We start from the raw sequence: 20,711 nt of genomic DNA on the forward strand, positions 1-20,711 counted from the left end.
TTGACCCATCAGCTTTCTTGCTCAGACTCAGTATCGCGAGCGCCTCTCTTGAGGGACTGGATCAGGCGCTTGAAACCTCTGGTCTCGGAGAATTTTTTGTACAGGGCCGGGGTGACCGTGGACAGCTTAGCCACTGCCTCCCCCATCGTGCTCCGGAGTTCAGGTGAATACTTGAATGCAGCGATCTGCTCGGCCTTGGCATCAAAGAACTTGGCCAGAGCTGGAAGCCCCTCAGGATCCCGGCTGAGGTAAGCCAGGAAAAGGACGATCCGCTGCACCTCTTGTGGATTCGATGGCTGGACGTCCGGAATCAGATGGCCATATTTTGCTAGCGGTGCGACGAAATCATCAGGCTCTACAGATTCAGCGAAGAGCAGCGACCTCAGGCGAATCCCGACAACATCCCGTTGCTGGGTGTCTAGAGCCTTAAGCAGCGTATCCACGATAGCGTAGTGTTTTGCTCCCCACGGAGAAGTCATCGACCCGTTGGCAAGAGAACTGAATATGTTGATCAGGGCGTCGATGACGGCAGCAATCGTCGGAATGGAAATGTGCTTCTGCACTATGGCGTCAATGACTACCAAATACTGCCTAGCCCCCGTAGAGATGATCTGAACCCACTCATCACGCGTACGCTCTGCACTGGTAATCTGCTCGACGATACCCAGCCGCGCTTTCGGCAGTACCGTCTCATCCGACTCCATGATGACGCTGATCAACTGACAGTCCGCGTTGAGAATGTCCTGGCAGTTTTTCTTTACGTACTCGTCCCACGGAGTCAGCCAGGTGGCGACATCACGCACAGGCACCCCAAAAGGCTCTACCGCTTTTGTCAGGACGCTGAAGTTAGCTACTACCCAGCTGTGATTTAGCGTCCCGATTCGCCGTTCTTTGATGAGGTGAGCCAAGAAGCAACTGATCGAGTCGCCCACCTCTTCATTGAGCAGCAGTTCGAACAGGGCACCTGTTTTTAGCGTTGCATTCGCGAGCGCACGGAAAACCTGGGACTCAATGATTCCGTCCAGATCCTGCAGCCTAGCCAAGGCTTCCGCATCCGCTTGGCGAATGTAGGTAATTGCTGCGACAGCCTTGATCAAGGGGCTTGCGTTGTTAGCAAGCAACGTGGTGATGGTGGTGGCAATAACCTGATCAACGCTGGTGGCGAACGCCAGGCCTACCACCGCATTCTCGACTTCGCCGGCAGCACCAACGAACTTTGCAAGCATTGCGGCATCCGCAGCAGAAATGCCACCGGTGACTCCGCCGCCAAAATTGCGATCTGCGTACAGCCATTCGAGGGCTGGGACAACCGCCTCGATGGGTAACGGCACCCGATCAAGCGGATGGTCTGGGCAACTGACCAGTTGCAAGTGCGCCTCAGGTAGACCTGAGCTCGCAAAGCTGAACGCTTGGGCTTTGATCACTCGCAGATGGGCCATATCGGGCAGCAAGTGCATAAGATGCTCTGCCCGATTTACAACGACCTCCTCGAACTCCAAGCCTTGAGCTTGAAGATAGAGATCGTACTCCTCCATGAGATTCCAGGCCGGCTCCAGCTGCTCTTGATCGAAGCTGGAATTCAGCATTTTCATCAGGTTGGACTCCAAGCGATCGCCATGCCCTGTAAGCAGGCGCCCAGCCAGTCCGTGTGCCTTGCAGTAGCGGACAGCTTCGTAAAATTCTTCAGACCCGGTGTGCGACTCACTGAAGAGCTCCAACTGCGCGGTGTTGAACAGATCCATCAGGGGGGCAATCCATTTCCCTTGATCAGCTTGGTGCGCTTGGGAAATGGTTGGCAGCAGGGAGGCCAACACTGGCCGCTTAGCGATGAGTCGCTTCATGGCGTCAGAGAAGCCGAACAGCGAAGTGAGCCTGGCCAAGTCCTCATGATCGTTGTTAGCGAATGCCTCTGCCAATGGCGAGTCCAAAAGCTCAGCGATCGCGATGTCGCCCGATGTCAGGTAATGAATCTGCAGAAACTGGATTTGCCAACCAGTCTCCATGGAGTCACCAAGGGTGGTGCTCAGCAAGGCTTTGGTGTCCTTGGCGAGTTCGATTTGGGCTTTTTGAGCTTTCTCTATCTCCTCCAGATAGGTAGCCGAAAATCCATCAGTACGCAGGATCTCCCCCAGCGAGAGTTCCGCATATTTGCAGAGCAAAAGATAACCGGCGATGGCCAAAAGGCTGATTTCCTCGCCTACAACCAGGGCTGTAGTGGCGATATCGTTAATGAATTTCTTCTGCAGCCGTGGCGTAACTAGGTTGTTTGCCATGGGACTGTGGCGCTGTAGCAACTGTGCGCTTTGCTCGACGATGCTCCCACCGTTATCGGGGAACGTGTGGTTCCACAATTGGCGAAAACCGTCTTTCCACCCCGAGGTGATGACAGGTGGCGAACGGAACACGACCGGGAATTTCTTCGCTATAAAGTCCTTGCTGTCGTACCGACGGTCACCATCAGCCTTCAAGTATTCCGCAACCTTAGTCGAGCAGAACGGAACAATGACGGTCAGGTTCGTGGCCTCCGCAGCTACTGCGATGAATATCTCCAGGTCACTCCAAACCGAACGCAGACTGTCCTTGGGCAAGCGATCCAAGTTGTCCAGGATGATGACGAAACGCTTATCTTCGACCACCTTCAACTGCTCAAGGAGCGTCCGCTTCAGATCCAGAGGCGTCACCTCCTTGCCCACCTGGATCTTTTCCTCGATATGATCATCGCTGGAGCCTTTGAAGAGGCTCAGAAGGCTCCACTTCTGACCACCGACTTCCACCTTCCTGTGGCAGTACTTAGCGAGACCAAGGATCAAAATCGGGCTGAAGAACGAAATGAGATGCACACCAATCAGCCACCAAAAGGGATCGCTCAGAGTGTTGGTGAGTGCGGCTGCTTCGGGGGACGTGCCAGTGATGGCAGCATGAGAGCTACGCGAAAGCGCGAAAAGCTCTCGAAATGAAGTCGCGGCAAAAAACAGGCTGGCGACGAGGGCCAGCGCCCAGGCACTGACCCGGCTTGTCGTCCGTTTGTTGTATTCGAACAAACGTCCCAGTGCTCGATCCCGAGAAGCCTTCAGGGCCTCTGCGTCTTTGCTCACATGAGGTACTTCTTGGAGCACCTCATTGGTGAAAAGCTCGATGAAGTTGCTCTTCGTCGACCCCTGGTAATTTTGCTCGCAATCGAAAAACCATACCCGAAAATCGGGATCGGCAGCCGTCAGCTTTCCCTTCAACATGTTCAGGATCGAGCTCTTGCCGGAGCCAAACTCACCGTCAAGGCCCACGACTTTGGAAGGCTTATCGCTCACCAGATGGCCATGCATTGCATTTGCCACCTTGTCGTGGCTGCCACCAGGAAACACATCCTGGCTTGCAGGATGCTCAGTGTGGAAATTAATCAATCGCATAGAAATCCCTTTTGCCCTCGCGGAAGAGGGGCGAGCGCGCTCAAACACTGGGCATAGGCGAATTCAACAAAGCGACGTGCGCTCAAGCCGAAACACCATATGTAGTGGTGGCCAGATTAATAACCACAAGATAGTGGTATCCTGTATGGATGGCAAGCGGCCATGCGCTCTACAGCGAGCCGACAAGCTGCCAGTTCGAGCGTTCGAACGGCAAGGGCCGTAACTGGCTCTTAACTTGGTCGTTTTCGATGGGTAAAGTCCATCGCCCAGGTACCAACGCCTAAAGTCGAGTTCGAAAGGTGAGATGGCCGGACGCTTACGTTGAAGCTTCAATCTTCATCGTTGATCGTGGTGTTGGTGTAGAGGAAATGGTTCGACTGGCCTCTCTCCAGCCAGACACGAAGCGCGCGCTCTACACGCGCGTGCAACTGTTCAAGCCTGAGTGTGATGTCCTCGGCAAACATGTATGTCGGCAGGCTCCAAGGCATTGAGTCGACAAGTACCTCAAACTCGAACATCTGAACCGCTGGGCCAGAAGCCAACCCCTTGCTGCGCGCTTCAGTGGCAGCTTTTTGCATATTGCGAGCTTGGACGCGCATGAAGGAATTCAATACGACGATTCGGTGTGCACGAATCAAGTCGAGTAGCTCGTCAACTTCCATCTCGGAGTCATCGCTGATGAAAACTTGCCGCATCCGGGCTCCTGGTTGTTTTTGGGTAGCAGCGCTTTCACCGTAAATCTGAGTGTTCTGTTGCGGCTCAGCTCTGATCGGCTTTTTTCCAGATGTCGCTCACCGTCGACCAGGGCATGCCGAGCTCATCGGCAATCTGTTGCCTCGTCTTGCCGGCTGCTTTGGCCTGAAGCACCTCGTCGACCTTCGAGGGATTGGTGCGCCGGCCCCGTTTGTGGGTGATGACTTCGCCATCTTTGTAATGCTGGTCGATCTGCGCGTCGATATTGAGCTCGGCAATCCGCAGCATCTCGTTCTTCAGATATGCCAAGTATTGATCCAGTGATTCACCACGCTCAATCCGCGAGGCGTAGCCAAGCAACGCCACCGGATCGTGCCCAAGCCGTTGGGCAACGAGCTCCAGGGTGTCGATGGTGGCGCTCGCTTTAGCGTTTTCCAAATTGTGCGTATGACGAGCCTCAGCTGCTCCGGAAAGCTGTTCCTGGGACAAGCCACGAGCGATCCGGACGAGCCTCAGCACTGCAGCCAACGGGCGTATGAGTGGCATGTGGAGTTCCCAAAAGGGAGGATAGAGCCACATTGCCTGTCACGGAACTATGCAATATAGTGCTAAATACCGTGGCAAAGAGCCATCGGTTGAGCGTTCTGAACGGCCAGGGATCGGCAGGCTCGCCCATGCACTGCAAGGATGAGCAGCTCGTCCTCCGGCTATGAGAGATCGAATCCTGAGCATCAGCTAGCCGCCGTGGCATCAACGGCCAGCGACCTGTGGTGGCCATTGGTGTTAGCCCAGGGTGAGAAAAGGGAGTACGTGCAGCAATGTCGGACATCAGCGTTGTAAGTGGGAAGCTCGCCGTGGTCGGCCCTTCCAGCAATAAACCGGATGGCAGCGAATACACCTACCTGCGGATCACGCAGAAGGACGGTAGCACACAGCTGGTGAAAAAGGTTGGAGTAGGGCACCTGGTTGAATCGCATGTCAGGCCAGGCCTTGAAGGCGACTTCCACTTCGTCAAATTGGGTCGTCTGGGGCAGATCCTGTTTGCTGTCAAAAGCTCAGCTGGGGAGAAGATCTACGAGCAGGATGGCTTCGCCACGTGGATCAAAAAGATGCGCTGGTCAGCGGCTGTCTTGGCGCTGCTGTTCCTTCCTCTGAGCTTCATCGCGTTGTTGATGGGCGGCTTTTTCGGGATCGTCGTTCCCGTAGGCTTCGTCTACATCATCTGGAAGTTGACGGTGTCGTTCCCTCGCGTGCTCAAGGAGAGCTACTTGCGAGGCCACCTGAATCAGTATGGATTCAGCAGCTGAGCCTCATGGCGGGAAGGCCATCCCCTTCCCGCCAAACCTCGTGGCCTTTTCTGCTGGGCCGGGGGTTTTGACGTCGAGACTTCACGACCGTAGCGAGTTCATGAGCGTGCCAGCTCGACGGTGTGCTGGGGACGAGCTGGACTAGAATATCCCTCTGCGAGCCGGATCGGCTCACAATGCCGTTCTGAACCTCGGTTTGCGGTCGCCGTGAATCTCAATGCACCGGAGTGGCAGCCATGAGAGATTTCAGTAGCGTACTTCACCCCGATCACGCCATGTATACCGAGGCGGTTGAGGCGTTGAAGCGCTATCACGAAGCTCAAGCAAACGGCGTGGCAGGGCCAGCGCTCGAACGCCTTCAGCAGTCACAGATTACCAACTCCGAGCGATGGGCGGCCCGTCTGCGACGAGCCACTAATTACTGCTTAACCTGGCGATCCAGCGATAGGGCGATACACCCAAGCCAGGCAATAGGCCTGCGCCACGTTCGCTCTGATTTTTATGGGCCTAGCTCAGCTCCCAGTGACCCTCATCTTTCTTCGTGATTCCTGCGCGCTGGTCAGGTTTGTGCCGATGCCGGACGATGTAGAACAGATCGCGGAACACTTTCGTCACGTCGGCTACATAGCTGTGGCCTAGGCCGAACATGTCCTTACCAGCACTGGAGACATCGATGGTCGACAGGTGATCCATAACTAGGGGTGGATTGGCGCCGCCTGCCCTTGGATTGCTGTGCACAAGCTGAGACGCAGTGATCGCTCGATCATGGCGGGATGCATAAAGCGTTACTTGCTCATACAGGTTGAACACCCGTCCGAACTGCTTAAACCGCTTTGCGTCGACGTCTGGAGCAGCAAGGATGATCTGGCTGATCGGGGTAGCGCCTGGCTTGTTTTCCCAATTTTCCAGTACAGCGAGAAGCGCCCGATTCCCCATGCTGTGGGCGACAATGTGCAATGACGTCAGGCCCAGGTTTTCTGTAACGTTCTTCAGATATTCCTTCAGATGGGCTGCTGACCAATCTACCGTCGCCTCGTCGGCAGGGTAGCCAGTCGTACTGCCCAGTGACGCCCATGAAAAACACAGCATCAGACCTGGGAACTTCAGGTCATGGCACAGCTGAGCAGACCGCCACATTGCCGCGTCGAAACTCACGTTGTACCCGTGGATGAACAGCAAGCCCTCACGGCTAGTGGATGTTTCGCTGAGCTTCGCGAGATAGGTCTTGGCGTTGTCGTACCACTCTTCCAGCTCAAAAAGAGCACAGTTGTGAATGACGATGTGCTTGTTGGGGTTCCCCTTTGAGGTAGAAGGCCACAACACGGGCCGTTCCAGTTTGCCTTCCTTATGGATGTGAGGGATGGAAACCTCTGCGATGCCATAGGACACGACGTCATCACTGCGGAACCCGCCAAACCTCACAGTCCTTGCCGATTCCAACAGGCGATCCGTTCCGAAGTAGACGGCGTATTTCGTGAATTTTTGATCGACCGGAGCTCGGCTGTAGTGGATGGGGTAGGGGTCGCTGCCGAGCGATGCACCAATGCTGTCCTCTCGCTGTGCCATGCATTCTTCATACTCCACCATATCGTCAGGGACGCTGATCATTCGCTTGACCGCTGCCTTGAATGTCGGCTGCCTGATCGTGGATAACGCCGACGCGAAGCCATCGCTCAGTAACTGTGTAGCCTCCACAACGTCCGTCAGCAACTTCAGCTCATCTGCTCGTTGGATGAGCTGCGTAAAGGCCTTCTTGGCCCTGCTGCCAGTGACCCTGTCGTGCAGGACATCAATGAACATACCCGCCGGCGCCTTTCTCCAGCATAGGAGCACCTGAGATGAACTCAGTATCCGCTTGTACGAGTTATAGGTGGCGAAGTTGATGTAGAGAATCGCGAGCGCGATCTTGAGGTCGTCCGGACTGCGGAAAGGCATTTCCATATGTGAGCTCTGTTGAAAAAGCCCAATCTAGTGCTGCTTTGCCATCATGACAACCGGTTCGCTATTGCCACGCGGTGAGGTGCCACGCAGCTGTCGGAAGGCTAAGTGCCATCATTTGATGGACTCAGGCAGTAGAATCCCCTAGATTCTCGGCAAAATGTCACGGACGTCGAGATGGATTCTAATGATTCGGGTGGTGTAGCCGCCAAGCACGGTTTCCTGTTCCAGGACTGCGTTGCCGCTTTCCATGTCACCCGGATGCTCCGCGACAAGACCATCCGCAGTGTCCGCTGCGAGGTCACGGACGATATCGATATCGTCTCCGACGGCTACGTCGATTTTGTACAGGTCAAAAGTACCGAGAAGACCCGTTGGAACATTTCGGACATTGTCAAAAACGGGAAGGGTGCCGACAAGAAAACCATTCCTTGCAGTTCGATCCTGCACAAATCGATGCAATGCGAGTCAGACTCAGGCCTGACACGGCGATACTCGATCGTCACTGAAGACAAGGTCAACAAGACCCTGGAGTATCTGACGATCAAGTCCTCGGCTCGGAAGGGCAAGCCTGGTAGGCAAGAGCTGATCGACGACCTCAACGAGCGAACCAAGGACTACCAGACGGCCTCAGGCGTTACCGTCGCTGATTGGGTTGATGCGGCTACTTGGGAGGTGTATCACACCATTCGCGAGCTGGAGCTATTGGGGATAGCCAACATTCGAAGGTCGTCCGAAGATCTGCACGGCGTTACCCTCAGCTCTGAGGCTGCTGCTGAAGATATTTGGTGTTTGATCCTCGATACGGTGACCCGCAAGGGCGAGCGTTCCCGCCGTATCCACAGTGCTGACGACAAGTCCTATGTCAGGTCAGACCTTTTTGAGTGGTTTAACCAGCGGGTGGTGGATGACCAGACCAAGGCAGGCCGCAAAATCTACGTCAAGCGTAAGTTGCCTCACATCCTCACTCCCTTCAGAGCCCCGATGGCTTCGGTCTGCGACAAGCGTCAAGGACAGGTACTGCACCAAGAATATTTTCTGAGCCAATACCGCTACAAACATATTGCCGAGAACGTGTGCAAATGGCTCGACGAGGTCTTTCTGCGGCCCAGGGAGATTGCCGATATACACAAGCTCACACTGCTGGAGAAGCGCGAGCGGCTGCGTACATCTGTCTTCAAGTCGCTTCACGATGTCCGAGAATTCCTGGGGCGAGTGCTGCTCCACGCGACCATCCGGCAACATCACGAAAGCCAGCCAATCCCCTGCATGCTGCACGTTGAAAACCCTGGGGAAGAGAGAATTCTCGAAAACGTGCACATTGTTCGTCGTGCATCGGAAGGTGATCAGCTTTGGATCGGCTTCAGCGAACTGGTAACCGAAACTGACATCTCTGTGCGGTTGCCGGAAATCCGGAATGAGCTCTATGAGGTCATCGAGGAATGCTTCGATTCGGCGCGTAGCAAAATACTGGACGTCAAGGACGATGAGTATCTGCTGCGACATGACATCGACGAAATCCTGGACGGCAGTCGTCCTTTGGACGCACACCTCGATCGCTTCAGGTTCGTACTGTTTGTTGGTTATGACTCCTGCTTGGTAACCGACCCTGAAACCCCTGGGCATGAAGACGAGCTACAGCGGGAAACGGCAGCCCTGTTTGAAGAGTTCGCCGCCGATCTTGTAGAGGGTTCGCCGTTTGGGCAGTTAGGCATCCACATCTTCATTTACCCCGCACCAAGCCTTAAGCAGCTAGCCAGGATGGTCGAAAACAAGGTGAGGGAAGTGGTATGACGCAGGTCTATGAGCAAGCGAAACACAGCCTTCAAAGCAAGGACTTCTCGTCTTTCAAATACTTGGCTGTGATCAACAAGCTGCTGTCCAACCCAGTGTCGTATGACCTGGGACGTGACTTGATCGTCCGAGCACTCGATGCACGTGAACGCTTCTCTGAACACACCACCTTGCTCAAAAATATGGTGAGAAAGTCCGGGTTGTTCCCTTACCTGAAAAAGGAGTTCTCCGACCTGACATCGGATGAGCTGAGGGTGCTGGATCTGTACCGTACCCCCTTCTCGGACAACTTTGTTTTCCACTCGATGCAGTTCCACATTTTTGATCTGCTCAAAGCAGGGCGCAATGTGGTGCTCAGCGCACCTACCAGCATGGGCAAGAGTGCCATCGTCGATTCGTTGCTGGGCCTGGGTGAGCTGAAGCGGCTTGTCCTGGTGGTGCCGACCGTGGCGCTTGCTGACGAGACACGGCGTCGACTCCAGGTCAGGTTCGGTGAGCGGTATCAGATCATTCACCACAGCTCGCAGGAATGTCATTCCGACCGGGCTGTGTACGTGCTCACCCAGGAGCGCGTGAACGAGCGAAACGACATCGTCGACATCGACCTGTTCGTGATCGATGAGTTTTACAAGCTGGCGTTCCGGGAGCTCAAGAACGGTACAACGGACTACAAGGACGAGCGCGTCATCGAGCTCAATATCGCGCTGAGCAAACTGCTTAAAGTCTCCAAGCAGTTCTACCTCACTGGGCCGTTTATCAACAGCATTCGCGGCCTGGAAAACCTAGGCTACCCACACACCTTCGTCTCCAGTGACTTCAACACCGTAGCACTCGACGTCCACACCTTCGGCATCAAACCCAACGATCAAAAAAGCAAGCTCAAGGCGCTTGGAGAGATCGCCCAACACTGCGGCGAAGCGACAATCATCTACTGTAAGTCGCCTACGGTTGCAGGCATCGTGGCGCGTGAATTGATCCGGTATGGCTATGGCAACCCGACCAGCAATCCACATATCGATTGGGTGAGCAAGGAGTTCGATCCCGAGTGGGACTATGCCGTGGCATTGAAGCACGGTATTGGCTTGCACTTCGGCGCACTGCCCAGAGCGCTGCAGCAGTACACCGCTGACCAATTCAACGCGGGCAATCTGCGCTTTCTCATCTGTACCTCGACCATCATCGAAGGCGTAAACACCATTGCCAAGAACGTGGTGATCTACGACAACCGCGACGGCAGTCGCAGCATCGACAAATTCACCCACGGCAACATCAAAGGGCGCGCTGGGCGGATGGGTGTGCATTTCGTGGGTACGATTTACTGCCTGGAGGAGATCCCGGAAGACAACCTCAACCAGGAGGTTGAAATTCCGCTTGGTACTCAGGACGTCGAGACGCCCCTTAACCTGCTCGCCAGCGTTCAGCCGGATCACCTCTCTGAGTTTTCCCAGGATCGCTTTGAGGAAGTCTTCGCGAGCGATCGTGTCCCCTTCGACCTTGTGAAAAAGCATTCCTACTTCCGCTTCGAGCAGTTTGAAGAGCTGCAGAGCATGGTCGAGATGATGGACGACACGGAATTCGCCACGCTTGTGTTCCACTGGGGCCCAGCAACCAATTTCCTCAAGACATTCGCGAAAATGATTGCCAGGCTGGTGCCTCATACGTTCAGCCGCAACGGCGTCAGCGTTAATCCGCCAGATCTTCTCATCGCCAAGCTGGCTGGCTACGTCAACGCGACCAGCTATTCGAGTTACCTGAAGAGCCAGATCGAATACGCTCGGCAATGGGTGACCGAGGGGACGAAGCGCACACTCTCCGAAGCATTGAACAACGACCTGAAGATCATCACCAATACCTACGGGTTCACCTTGCCCAAGCTCCTCGCGCTTATGGAGGATGTCGTCAAACACCATGCGCTTAAGCGTGGCATCCACAGCAAGGTTGATTACTCGCACGTCAGAATGGTCTTTGAAAGCTTCCACCTGCCACCCGGTGTGAATGCCCTGGAGGAAATGGGCATCCCTATTCAGACCCTGCACCGCCTGGCTGACCTCATGGATTTCCCTGAGAAGGCGGATGTGGATCAGCTTGGTCAGTTCATTCGAGACAACCAGCACGCCTGGGTGCGATCCGTGGGCTACGTGGATCGGATGTTCATCCAGCGCGCGCTGCGTATTGGATGACTCCAGCCCAGCATTCTGGAAAAGGCGGGTGATGGCCGATGACGCCCTGGTTAGGTTGGCCAGGGCTCTAGTTGTTGCGCAGCCAGATCATCTGTTACGGCGTTCTCAGCGACGTGGTGCGCTTCTCAGCGCTTTCAGCATCCTGCTTGTACATCCGCTCCAAATCATTCAACTGTCTGAGGTAGTCGGCGACCGGTAGGCCTTCCTCCAGCTGGAGCTTGAGGTCGTTGGAGAGCGCAAAATACTTGTCCATGGCAAGCGCCTGGTGCACTGAGCTGAGCGTCTCGGAGTAATTGGCGAGATCTCGGAAGGCTAAGTGGATGTAGTGTTCGACGGACGTCGGATCCAGATGCCCTGTCCACTGCACAACCTCTGCAACAAAGGTTTTGGTGTCGAGCAGCGCCCGACGAAAATCGTCAGCGTTGTTTAGCTTGTGCTGCGCGATGAACTGGGTGAAGACGCGGGTGACCATGGCATGCCTGAACATGTGTGGGCAGATTTGCGACTCGATGCCCGCCAGTATTCGAAGGTAGCGAATTTCATTCGATAGGTGGGTATCGCGCAGTGGTTGACCGTTGCGAGTGGAGACGAATACGTAGCCGTGATCCTTGCCTCCCTTGTAAACATTACGCATCAATTTGCGTCGTGGGCCGTCGATGAACTCATCTAACTTCTTCAGCGTAGGTCTGAAAATCGCTATGAACCGCTCCGCCCCTTCCTCGCGTTTTAACGTATCCAGTCGCAGAACGGGCTCGTCCAACTTCACGGCGTTTCGCACATCTTGCACCTTCAAATTAGCTAGCTCACCCCGCCTTGGCCCCAGGTCGGTGAGCAGCTCGATCATCATCAGGCGGCGCATCTTCACAAAATCAGAGGCCCTGTCCTTGCGGTTGGCCGCTTTGAGCATCTGAATCTGCTCGCTGGTAACGGGGTCGCGACGATGTTCTCGGTGTGACTTGCCAAAGGAATGATGCCAAAGGTAGGCCTTCGGAATCATTTTTCCGCCTCGGACTTTGACGTAAAAGGTCTCCTCGCGCGCCCGGATCGCACCGGTTGGCGAAACAAAGGTTTTGTTCCTGTAAAAGGTACCTACGAACACTAGGAAGTCGAGCCAAACCTTGCCGGTCGCGATCACTGCGTTCTGTGATTTCTTTGGCTGTGCCGGGTTGAAATCTGCCGTCTCCTTTCGGATTTCATCCACGTAGTCGGTGAACTTCATGTCGTTCAGGTTGATCGGGTCAACGCCATCCCGGTAGCACCGTTTAAGCAGTTGCCCCACATGCCCGGCATACGCTCCCATTGAGCCGCCTTTCGTACCTTTACGGGAAAGCCCGTTGCGCGTGCGACCTCGGCTGAGGAGCAGGCTCTGCATGTACAGGTTACCAATCAAGCAGGGAGAGCCGTTTGGCCAGCAAATGAACGGCATGTTTGATGCGTCGCGTGTGCTGATGCGATCCACTGAAAAGTGATTGAAAAAAGTGAAGTCGCCGAGCAACGAATGGAGCTTTTTGCTTGTCACTGCCTGCATGGTCTAGTCCTTCCTGTAGTCGGCGATATTGGGCACCTCTGCAGAAGGACTTGGCACTTCTACGGTATGCAGCGTGTTGAAAGGTGGCATGGCCATGCTCAGCACTGCGCGTACCGTATCGGCTGCGTCCTGGGCATCCTTCTCCCGTTGCAGTGCGCTGGACGCGTCACGAATGTTGTAAAACCACTCGTGACATTCCGCGATGGCTTTGAGTAAAAGCATGTTGGTCTGCCGGTGAAGCTCCAATTCATGCTCCAGCTCGGCCACTTTGAGTGAGAGGCCAGAACGGGTGCGCTTGTTGGAGCGCTCGCCGCGCTTCGCTGCGATTTCAAGCGCTTCCAAGGCTTTGAGCCGCAGGTCATTGAGAGCCTTGAAACCGCCCGGCAGATGCGCGTCGGCATAGGTCTTCAAGGTGTTGAGGCTCATGGGGATGACTTGCAGCGTGTCGCCACGGTCGTCGGTAACCGCGCGCTCCAGTTTCGCAATGCCACCTTGGCTCTTCAGGGCCTTACGCAGATCTTGATCAGAGTGATACTGCTGAGCCCGCTTGATGGCATCCACCAGCAGTGCGTGCAGCCCACGCACCGATGGAGCGGCGCGTGTAGCGAGAGAAATACCTTGACTCATGCAGCCTCCGGAGCACGCACCAGGCGCGCCACAAGTTTGAATTGCTTACCCCGATGATCTTTGAAGTACTCAGGCTCGATCTCCACCCAGCCTTCGTCCATCAACTCCCTGATCTGGTCTTCCAGGTCGTGGGCACTGATCAAGGTTAATTTCTCTGTGCCGTAACGATCCTTCAGCAACTGCGTCAGCTCAACGTAGTTTTCGATGTCACCATGGTGCAGTTGTTCGGCCACGGTCTGAGCCTTCGCGCTGGCCAACACCGCCCCGTCCGTGGACTCCGTGATGTACCGATAGACGTGTTGCGGGTCAGTATGTCCGAGCATCCACTGCAACGTGTCGAGCTTGGCGAAGCTGCCGCAGTAGAAGAACAGCATCGCGAAGAACCGACGCATCTGGTGCTGTCGGAAGTAGTAGCGTTCCCCCTTGGCATTCAGAGGGGTTTCAAAGTAGTCGCACATCAGATCCAGGTTACGATTGTACGTGTATGCGCTTGAGTCGGTCAGTTGTGCTGAACCTTTGAAATTGGGCAAGGCAAACAGCGTTTGCAACTTTGAAATGAAGCCAATCCGGCGCAACACCTTTTGCATACGAATGAGCGTCTTGATCATGTCTGCGGCAATCGGCTCGATCGGCCTAGCTTCGCGGCGACGCATGCCAAACAAGTGGCGTGTGCTCTTGGCATTGCGGAACAGCAGCCACTCTTGCGTCTCATCGAGGCAATCTTCCGCGTTCAGCCCGTATAGCTCACTGGCCCTGCGGGCCATAAGGACGCCTACCGTGAGCTGCACGCAACCCATATATACGGCCATGAGTTCATAGAGGCCGTTATTCGCCCTCAGGTTACCGAAGTAAGCTTCTTTCGTACCCTTGATAATAGAGTGGTAAACCCCAGTGTTGGTTGAGTTTACCGCCAGCGACAACCTTCGCACGCCGAAGGCCGACAGCTTCGGCCCGGCCAATTGTTGCACTTCCTCTGCGGTCAAGAAGCTCGGTGATACATTCCGTTTTTTGCATTCCAGCGCGATTCGGCAAAACGCTTTGGTGAGCTCTTGGCCATGCTCCAGGTGGAATTCGATAGCCTGTCGCAGCCCCGTGAACACCATCTCGGATGGAAGGGTGCGAAATCGCCCGATGGTCGACAGGTCAGGATTGAATTTTTCTGCTTTGACCAAGGCTTCAACCCTGGGGGCAGGTAACTCCAGCTCGTGCAGAACGCCTAGTTGATAAACTGCTCGGCGATAGGTGACATATGTGGTATCACGCATTTTTTCACGTGCACCACTGGTGACAGGAACCCCTCTGTATTCGCGATCTAATTGCGATGCATCATCATTATAAATGAGGATGCTATACATAACCTTCGATTGGTTTTTACCCCACAAAGTCTCCGAATAAATCTCCTGAGATATTTGAACTGTGTTGGGTTGGTTGCCATGGATCTGTGCGTGATAAAAGCCCTGTAGATACAGTGCGGCTCGTACCTGCGGAATTAGTTCATGTGCGATGCCCAATTCATCTTCTGCACGCTGTTCGTCGGTGATCACGGCGAGTTGTGGCTTGGATTTGAGAAGGTCTACTAGCGTTGTCGAGCAAGTGGCTTCTAACAATCGCATGCAGTAATCATGGAGACGTTCGCGCCAGTTATAGATCGACTCAGAAACTTGTGGGCTATTCGCCAATGTTTGAAGGATTTCCTGCAAGTTGCCCGCATTGAGACCTTCTAGGCCATACTTTGCAATTTGATATCGCTTGCCATTGATCAGCAGGAAGTCAATGATGTGGCAGGTACGGCAAAAACGTTGCAGTTGTTGACCCTGCAGCTCATTAGTTTCGGACAGATATCCCGACGAATCGCGCGTGCAGGAAGTAAGGTAATATTTGAAGCCAAGAAGCAGCTTCCTGTTTTTAGGGGCTGTCAGGAGGCTGCCATCTTCGAGTGTGATTCTCCAGTCTAGATATTTGGGCTTTTTGTAGTCAAAGCTATACTCCCAAATGTCCGAATCGAAGTCGTTAATTAGCCAAGTCGCATAGCGATATGCCTCAGTGGGTTCCACTAAGTATGGTGCTAGGAAGGAAAGCTCAGGCGGCAGTTGCTTTTGCATAGATCAAGTCTTCCATATGTGCGGCATTGGCATGTTGACGGGCTACTGCAAGGTATTCATGCATGGTAGTGTCTAAGCGGTCTTCGATTTCCTTTACTACCAAATCGCTGAAACGTGACCAGTAAACGGCTTTGGCACAGATCTGCTTAGCTTCTTTATGCTTGGCTTCTTCTGACTCGTTGGCATTCTGGGTAGCGTTGTTTACCGCAGCTTGAAGCGATAGCAGTGCCGTCAGTACGCCTGTGTCGATCGAGACTACGACTTGATCTGCTTTGCCTGACTGATTTGCGCCTGCCTTGGGCTTTGCTTCTGGCGCTTTGAGATAGTCAGGGTTCTGCAGGTGCTCCGGGATTTCCTTGAGCGCGTGATTTTCCAAGAACCTATGCAGTTCATCCATATCAGCGAAGCGAGCGACTTCCAGCAGACGAGGACTGTCCTTCATCGCGCGGCAGATGATCCCTCGCTGGAACAAGCGGATCCACCGGGTTTGGAAGAACGCCAGGATGGGTTCGGGTAGATAGTGGCTGAGCAGGGTGGACGTGTAACCCTTGTGGCCGAGCGCCCTCGCCATTTCCTCCACGTCGTGATTACGGAGGAAGATTTCAACCGCTGCCGAGGCTCGGAATGCAGTGACTGACAACTGAGTGATGAAGCGCTTGGTAGCTGTCTCGCCACGGTTGCCGAGCGCCATGAACTCATCCACCATTCTTCGCTGGTACTTGATGGTCTTTTGATTTAGCCTCACCGTGCTAGGTACGGTCGGTGTTTTAATTGCTCCGCTGGTGTGCAGAAAAAAGTAACGCCATTGGTCGTTGCCTGCGTGCTTAAGTTCATCTCGCAGTACTTGGGTCATGGAGATCATCAACTTAACCCATTCCGCTTCTTCGTCGGAAAGCAGGATCTTGCGCTCGCTGTTAGGCCCCTGTGCGCGGTCTTTGTAGCCCAGTAACTGGTAGTTCCCTTTTTCTGTTTTTGTGAGTCCGGTTAATTGTCCTTGCTTATTGAATAATTCAAGGTTTACGAAGAAGCCGTCAGTAATATTTGGGTGCCCATGGGTTAGCAACATTTGCAGTGCGAAAATGGTGTCTACTGTAGGAATTCCTAGGAGGCTATGCACTTCGCCCTTTGGTATGGCGCCTAGGAGTGGCGCGTTACTCTTGAGGTAAGTGACGCCATTTTTGAGGTAAGTAGCGCAAATATTTTCTGCGCCCACCTGATCTAATCTCTTGGTATTGTAATTGCCGCCAGTAATAATGGTTCCTCGCGAGCCCAGTTCAAGGCACGCCTCGTAAGCCTCCTTGGCTTTTTGAAGGCGATGCCTTGCCCACTTTAAGACGAGCGAATTGTCCTCGTGAATATCTTTGAACAGAAGCTCAATAGCTTCACTGTCAGTAAGGTGCAGTGGGATTTCGGTGATCAGTTTGTTCTTGACTGTCGTACCATCTGCTTTCTTTTTTGTGTGGGTGAGCGCACCTGGTGTGCGTTTCCCCGGGGGCTTTGGGAGCCCCCATGAAAACGGGCGCGCCCAAACTCCAGACTGGAGGAAGATTTCATCCATTGTGAAGATGAATTTAGAATAAGTTCTTGTCCTGGTTTTGACGTCAGTGCCGCTTTCCACCGCTTTCGTGAAATTGTGAAACATGAAATCAATAAATAACCGCTTGATTTCGAGTGGGCTTTGGAATGTTGATACGGGCCAGCGTTCTTTATGCTCTGATAGGTAGTATAAGAAGGTGTTGAAGTCAGTGTGGCTTGGACTCAGCCTTTTCGCCATGTTTTTGGAGTATCGGTCGAAAATGAGCTCGGCAAACTCTTGCCCATGTGAGTTCCACACGTGAGCGATCGGAAGATACCCACTATTTCCGTTGCGTCCTTGAATCTCCCACCCATTCCAATAGCGCAGCGCTACCGGATCCAGCTTCTGTTTGAGCTTCTTCCAGACGTGTTGGTACTTGCCAATTTTCCAGTCAGCATTGGTGAGCTCCGGAAGCATCGGAACCTCTTCCCGCATCTTGAGCACCAGCTTGACGAAGCCTTTTTGGTGAAGCGCTTTGGTTGGCTGTTGAAATTGGATCAAGGATTCATCATCGAACGCTCCTAGGAAGCCTTGAATGACCTTTTCAAAGCTTGGGTTGGACAGGGAGAGGAAGCTGATTGGAGTGGCTGTTACGTGGCAGTAGACATCAAAGAGCTTGATGAGGTTTACAACTTTTGTGATGAGGACTTTTTCTTCCAAAGCATCGAGGGAGCGTTGCATGAGCGCCAAGACATCAGGAGGGAGTACCGTGATGGGATAGAACTGAAAAATCTGCCTCGTCTTGATGATTGTCAAATCGCTATCCATCGGTGAATTCTCGCTCAAAGCCTTGTGATAGAAGGATTGTGAAACTGTTTGACAAGATGTTGCAAGTGGCAATCTCATGGAGCGCAGCCTGGATGCAGACCTTGCGCTGGCGCTGAGCCTCAACGGCCGGGAACTGCTACGTGATGATCCCCCGCTTAAAATCCTTCTAATGTCGGCGACTCTGGAGGGCGAGCGCCTGTCGCGTCTGCTCGACGATGCCCCTGTGGTCAGTAGCCAAGGGCGCATGCACCCAGTGGATATCCGCTGGGGGCGGCCGTTCCAGCCGGGCGAATTCATCGAACCACGGGTTGTGGATAACGTGCTGCTGGCCTTGGCTGAACAGCCTGGCAGTGTGCTGGTGTTTTTGCCCGGCCAGGCCGAAATCCGCCGTGTGCACCAGAGCTTGCAGGAGGCCCTGGGCCAGCGACCCGACATTCTGCTGTGCCCTTTGCACGGGGAGCTGGAGCTCAGCGAGCAGCGCGCGGCAATCGATTCGCCAGGCAACGGCCTGCGCAAGGTGGTGCTGGCCACCAACATCGCCGAAACCAGCCTGACCATCGACGGGGTGCGGGTGGTCATCGATGCCGGCCTTGCGCGCGTGCCGCGTTTCGACCCGGGTAGCGGCATGACCCGCCTGGACACCCAGCGCATCTCCCGCGCCAGCGCCACCCAGCGTGCCGGCCGTGCCGGGCGCCTGGAACCTGGCGTGTGCTACCGCCTGTGGTCCGAGGCCCAGCATGATCAATTGGCTGCCCACGCCAGCGCCGAGATTCTCCAGGCCGACCTAGCTGGCCTGGCTCTGCAACTGGCGCGTTGGGGCGTCACCCCAGACCAACTGCGCTGGCTCGACCAACCGCCAGCGGCGGCGTTCTCCCAAGCCCAAGACTTGCTGGCGCGCCTGGGTGCATTCAAACCGGGTAGCCATGGCCTCTTGAGCGAACATGGCCAGGCAATGGCCGAACTGCCGGCACACCCGCGCATTGCCCACCTGCTGCTGCGTGGCCAGGACTTGGGCCTGGCGAGCATGGCTTGCGAGATTGCGGCCTTGCTCGGTGAACGAGATATACAGCGTGGCGGTGGTGCCGATCTGCACAGCCGCTTGGCATTGGTCAGTGGTGACGGCAAGGCCAGCCGTGGCGCCCTGGGCGGTGTGCAGCGCGCCCGGCAGCTTGCGCGCCAGTATCGCAACCTGTTGCGCGGCAAGGCCACGGCCACGGTCGCCGACCCTGAGCACGCACGCTGGCTCGGTGGCTTGCTGGCGCTGGCCTATCCTGACCGCGTGGCGCAGCAGCGCCGCCAGGGCAGTGCCGAATACCGCCTGGCCAACGGCCGTGCCGCCCTGTTCGCGGAAGTGGACGCGCTGATGAAATGCCCGTGGCTGGTCATCGCTGACCTTGGCAGCCGCCAGGGCCAACGCGAAGAACGTATCTATCTGGCGGCCGAATTCGACCCGGCGCTGTTCGATGATGTGCTGGCAGAACAAGTCGAGCGCATCGATATCCTTGACTGGGACGAGCGTGAACAGGTACTGCGTGCCGAACGCCAGACGAAGGTTGGTGAGCTGGTACTGAGCCGTGAACCTTTGCCCGGCCTGGACGACGACGCCCGCGCCCGAGCGCTGATTGGCCTGGTGCGACGCAAAGGCCTGAACCTGCTGACCTGGACCCCGGAGCTGCGCCAGTGGCAAGCACGGGTCGCGCTGTTGCGGCAGCTGGACCTCAACAGCGAAGGCCGGAGCCAATGGCCTGATCTGAGTGACGAAGCCTTGCTGGCGAGTCTGGACCAGTGGCTGCAGCCCTACCTCGGCAAAGTGTCGCGCCTGAGCCACTTCGCTGCCCTGGACCTGCCCTCGATCTTGCGCAATCTGCTGCCCTGGCCGTTGCCCCAGCGCCTGGACGAATGGGCACCGGCCCATCTGACCGTGCCGTCCGGTTCGAACATCCGCCTGGACTACAGTGAGCACCCGCCGATCTTGGCCGTGCGCCTGCAAGAGCTGTTTGGCCTGGCCGATACCCCACGCATTGCCCAGGGCCGTCAGCAGGTAAAACTGCACCTGTTATCCCCAGCGCGGCGTCCAGTGCAAGTGACCCAGGACCTGGCCAGCTTTTGGCGTACCACCTATGCAGAGGTGAAGAAGGACTTGAAGGGGCGTTACCCGAAACATTATTGGCCCGACGACCCGCTGGTGGCCGAAGCTACCGCGCGGGCCAAGCCGCGCGGTACCTGAGCCGAATATTTTTACGTGCGCTGTTGAAGCAGGAAAGTGATGGTTTCACCTTCTTTGGTATTGAGTAGATACATGGTCTGGCCGCTGCGATGCGGCGTGTCCTTGATGGCACCCACACGGTAGCCTTGATGATCGCGCAGGTAGCAGACCAAACCGTGTTCGGTCAGCTGAAGTGGCTCGATCTTCCAATAATCTGTAACGTTGGTTCGCTGGTAGAAGCCTAAGTAGCTGTTATGGCTCAGGCCCAGCTTCTTGGGTGGTTGAGTCTTGCTTGCCAGGCTTATGTGGTAGTGCAGGCGATCGTCTGTCTGCGAGTCGAAGGCAAAATCCATCGCGATGGATTTCTCAGTGCCGCCGGCCATCAGCCAGTCGTATTGGGGGGCGATTCCCCAATTCCATTTATCGTGAGTTCTGCTCAAGCGCAACGGCACGTAGCCGCCGGTGGCGATGGCATGCAAGCGGCCGGTGAACGACCTGGCGTAAGCGTCTTGGATTTGCGAGTCCATAGCGGGTCTCCGTGTGATGAAGACCCAACCCTATGGCTTGTACGCGGTGCCTGGGAGGCAG

12 protein-coding genes and 2 pseudogenes are annotated in these 20,711 nt (G+C 55.2%); 5 read left to right on the forward strand and 9 right to left on the reverse strand.

The features are described from left to right. Nucleotides 1-8 precede the first annotated feature (8 nt). The 3 genes from J5M56_RS13840 to J5M56_RS13850 form a co-directional block, all read right to left on the reverse strand. On the reverse strand, nucleotides 9-3,404 hold the full coding sequence (locus J5M56_RS13840; RefSeq protein WP_207937150.1) for a P-loop NTPase fold protein: 3,396 nt from the start codon (nucleotides 3,402-3,404) through the stop codon (nucleotides 9-11). A gap of 329 nt (nucleotides 3,405-3,733) precedes the next feature. Next, nucleotides 3,734-4,099 carry a hypothetical protein gene (locus tag J5M56_RS13845; protein WP_207937151.1) on the reverse strand — a complete coding sequence of 122 codons (366 nt, stop codon included), beginning with the start codon at nucleotides 4,097-4,099 and terminating at the stop codon, nucleotides 3,734-3,736. A 64-nt stretch (nucleotides 4,100-4,163) separates the two neighbouring features. Then, nucleotides 4,164-4,643, reverse strand: coding sequence for a helix-turn-helix transcriptional regulator (locus J5M56_RS13850; protein WP_207937152.1), 480 nt, complete (start codon nucleotides 4,641-4,643; stop codon nucleotides 4,164-4,166). 272 nt (nucleotides 4,644-4,915) lie between these two features. Between J5M56_RS13850 and J5M56_RS13855 the strand changes: the two genes are divergently transcribed. Next, a complete protein-coding gene (locus J5M56_RS13855; protein WP_207937153.1) occupies nucleotides 4,916-5,404 on the forward strand; it encodes a hypothetical protein in 489 nt (162 codons plus the stop codon). A gap of 236 nt (nucleotides 5,405-5,640) precedes the next feature. Continuing rightward, nucleotides 5,641-5,822, forward strand: a pseudogene (locus J5M56_RS26765) (hypothetical protein). An 89-nt stretch (nucleotides 5,823-5,911) separates the two neighbouring features. On the opposite strand, the gene J5M56_RS13860 reads toward J5M56_RS26765, so the two are convergent. Then, the gene (locus tag J5M56_RS13860; protein ID WP_207937154.1) at nucleotides 5,912-7,345 is read right to left on the reverse strand and encodes an alpha/beta fold hydrolase; all 1,434 of its coding nucleotides are present in this window, start codon (nucleotides 7,343-7,345) and stop codon (nucleotides 5,912-5,914) included. Nucleotides 7,346-7,519: 174 nt separating this feature from the next. Between J5M56_RS13860 and J5M56_RS13865 the strand changes: the two genes are divergently transcribed. Both J5M56_RS13865 and J5M56_RS13870 read left to right on the forward strand, forming a co-directional pair. After that, nucleotides 7,520-9,136, forward strand: coding sequence for a dsDNA nuclease domain-containing protein (locus J5M56_RS13865; RefSeq protein ID WP_207937155.1), 1,617 nt, complete (start codon nucleotides 7,520-7,522; stop codon nucleotides 9,134-9,136). After that, entirely contained in the window at nucleotides 9,133-11,316 is a 2,184-nt protein-coding gene (locus tag J5M56_RS13870) for a DEAD/DEAH box helicase (protein ID WP_207937156.1), read from the forward strand. Before J5M56_RS13865 ends, J5M56_RS13870 begins: the two co-directional genes overlap by 4 nt. A 94-nt stretch (nucleotides 11,317-11,410) precedes the next feature. On the opposite strand, the gene J5M56_RS13875 is transcribed toward J5M56_RS13870, so the two are convergent. The 4 genes from J5M56_RS13875 to J5M56_RS13890 are packed head-to-tail and all read right to left on the reverse strand — an operon-like array spanning nucleotide 11,411 to nucleotide 17,995. After that, nucleotides 11,411-12,844 carry a tyrosine-type recombinase/integrase gene (locus J5M56_RS13875; RefSeq protein ID WP_207937157.1) on the reverse strand — a complete coding sequence of 478 codons (1,434 nt, stop codon included), beginning with the start codon at nucleotides 12,842-12,844 and terminating at the stop codon, nucleotides 11,411-11,413. A 3-nt stretch (nucleotides 12,845-12,847) separates the two neighbouring features. Next, nucleotides 12,848-13,471 carry a hypothetical protein gene (locus J5M56_RS13880; RefSeq protein ID WP_132844285.1) on the reverse strand — a complete coding sequence of 208 codons (624 nt, stop codon included), beginning with the start codon at nucleotides 13,469-13,471 and terminating at the stop codon, nucleotides 12,848-12,850. Beyond that, complete coding sequence (locus J5M56_RS13885) at nucleotides 13,468-15,573, reverse strand: site-specific integrase (RefSeq protein ID WP_132844288.1); 2,106 nt, start codon at nucleotides 15,571-15,573, stop codon at nucleotides 13,468-13,470. The genes J5M56_RS13880 and J5M56_RS13885 overlap by 4 nt, the downstream gene beginning before the upstream one ends. Beyond that, entirely contained in the window at nucleotides 15,551-17,995 is a 2,445-nt protein-coding gene (locus tag J5M56_RS13890; RefSeq protein WP_243430769.1) for a hypothetical protein, read from the reverse strand. The genes J5M56_RS13885 and J5M56_RS13890 overlap by 23 nt, the downstream gene beginning before the upstream one ends. 1 nt (nucleotide 17,996) lies before the next feature. On the opposite strand from J5M56_RS13890, the pseudogene hrpB reads away from it, so the two are divergent. Further along, nucleotides 17,997-20,144: pseudogene (gene hrpB / locus J5M56_RS13895) on the forward strand (ATP-dependent helicase HrpB); the annotation flags it as partial. Between the two features lie 11 nt (nucleotides 20,145-20,155). On the opposite strand, the gene J5M56_RS13900 reads toward hrpB, so the two are convergent. After that, the gene (locus J5M56_RS13900) at nucleotides 20,156-20,650 is read right to left on the reverse strand and encodes a hypothetical protein (RefSeq protein ID WP_207937158.1); all 495 of its coding nucleotides are present in this window, start codon (nucleotides 20,648-20,650) and stop codon (nucleotides 20,156-20,158) included. Nucleotides 20,651-20,711 lie beyond the last annotated feature (61 nt).

Source organism: Pseudomonas sp. 51_B (assembly GCF_017491595.1).
GTDB classification, from domain to species: Bacteria; Pseudomonadota; Gammaproteobacteria; order Pseudomonadales; family Pseudomonadaceae; genus Aquipseudomonas; species Aquipseudomonas promysalinigenes.

Excerpts from the sequence above, each read along its gene's own strand:
- J5M56_RS13845 (WP_207937151.1), bottom strand. The coding sequence starts at position 4,099 with ATGCGGCAAGTTTTCATCAGCGATGACTCCGAGATGGAAGTTGACGAG.
- J5M56_RS13885 (WP_132844288.1), bottom strand. The coding sequence starts at position 15,573 with ATGCAAAAGCAACTGCCGCCTGAGCTTTCCTTCCTAGCACCATACTTA.
- J5M56_RS13880 (WP_132844285.1), bottom strand. The coding sequence starts at position 13,471 with ATGAGTCAAGGTATTTCTCTCGCTACACGCGCCGCTCCATCGGTGCGT.
- J5M56_RS13900 (WP_207937158.1), bottom strand. The coding sequence starts at position 20,650 with ATGGACTCGCAAATCCAAGACGCTTACGCCAGGTCGTTCACCGGCCGC.
- J5M56_RS13865 (WP_207937155.1), top strand. The coding sequence starts at position 7,520 with ATGGATTCTAATGATTCGGGTGGTGTAGCCGCCAAGCACGGTTTCCTG.
- J5M56_RS13875 (WP_207937157.1), bottom strand. The coding sequence starts at position 12,844 with ATGCAGGCAGTGACAAGCAAAAAGCTCCATTCGTTGCTCGGCGACTTC.
- J5M56_RS13860 (WP_207937154.1), bottom strand. The coding sequence starts at position 7,345 with ATGGAAATGCCTTTCCGCAGTCCGGACGACCTCAAGATCGCGCTCGCG.
- J5M56_RS13840 (WP_207937150.1), bottom strand. The coding sequence starts at position 3,404 with ATGCGATTGATTAATTTCCACACTGAGCATCCTGCAAGCCAGGATGTG.
- J5M56_RS13870 (WP_207937156.1), top strand. The coding sequence starts at position 9,133 with ATGACGCAGGTCTATGAGCAAGCGAAACACAGCCTTCAAAGCAAGGAC.
- J5M56_RS13890 (WP_243430769.1), bottom strand. The coding sequence starts at position 17,995 with ATGAGATTGCCACTTGCAACATCTTGTCAAACAGTTTCACAATCCTTC.
- J5M56_RS13850 (WP_207937152.1), bottom strand. The coding sequence starts at position 4,643 with ATGCCACTCATACGCCCGTTGGCTGCAGTGCTGAGGCTCGTCCGGATC.
- J5M56_RS13855 (WP_207937153.1), top strand. The coding sequence starts at position 4,916 with ATGTCGGACATCAGCGTTGTAAGTGGGAAGCTCGCCGTGGTCGGCCCT.